The sequence below is a fragment of the Sphingobium sp. genome (assembly GCF_033795625.1).
Taxonomy (GTDB): Bacteria; Pseudomonadota; Alphaproteobacteria; order Sphingomonadales; family Sphingomonadaceae; genus Sphingobium.
Genome location: NZ_JARYGI010000135.1, coordinates 1 through 627, shown reverse-complemented (window position 1 = coordinate 627; position 627 = coordinate 1). Strand labels below are relative to the sequence as shown.

The 627-nt window shown below is 64.8% G+C and carries 1 protein-coding gene; it reads right to left on the bottom strand.

Translation table 11 applies throughout. The features are described from left to right. Window positions 1–54: 54 nt before the first annotated feature. A partial coding sequence (locus QHC67_RS19015) for a DUF6504 family protein (RefSeq protein WP_319296732.1) occupies window positions 55–627 on the bottom strand: 573 nt, incomplete at its 5' end.

The following is a 627-nucleotide window of genomic DNA, read 5'->3' as shown; positions in this document are numbered from 1 at the left end:
GGAAGCTGAAATTCGTTGTAACCTGCAGCTCGACGTAAGAGGGGTCGGGATCGTTCACGCGAACGCTCCGTGGATGAACCAGCGCATCGGCCCCGTCGCAGGATTCTCGCCGTCTCCGAGCCTGAAGACCCAATAGCGACCACCCGTCGCGGTCTCGACCTGATAATAATCCCGCACGGTCTGAGGCCGCTCGGCCTCATGGCCGGCGTCGCGCCACCATTCGCCATGCAGGCGCTCGGGCCCATCGGCGCGGGTCACGCGAAACCGCTTGCGCCGCCAAATGAACATCGCAGGCGGGTGATCAGGGAGCATCGCAGTGACGTCGATCGGTTCGGGCGGGCTCAGCATCCGGCAAGGCCTGGGCAGGTCGTCGTCCCATGCTGCACCCGTTGTGTTGGCCAGCGCTTTAGTGAGCCCCACCGCGCGTTCGGGCATGGCAGTCGCGCGCGGGGCGGCCCGGTAGAGATGGTTCTGACCGAATCGATTGGCTAGCGCATCCACCAGTGAGGCGAGATCGGGGCCGCGCCGCCCCAAAATCTCGAGACCCTCACCTTGCTTGGGTGTCATCGGCTCGACCAGTTGCGCCACCAGCGTCATCGCTTCGATACCAAGTCCAGGATCGACGGT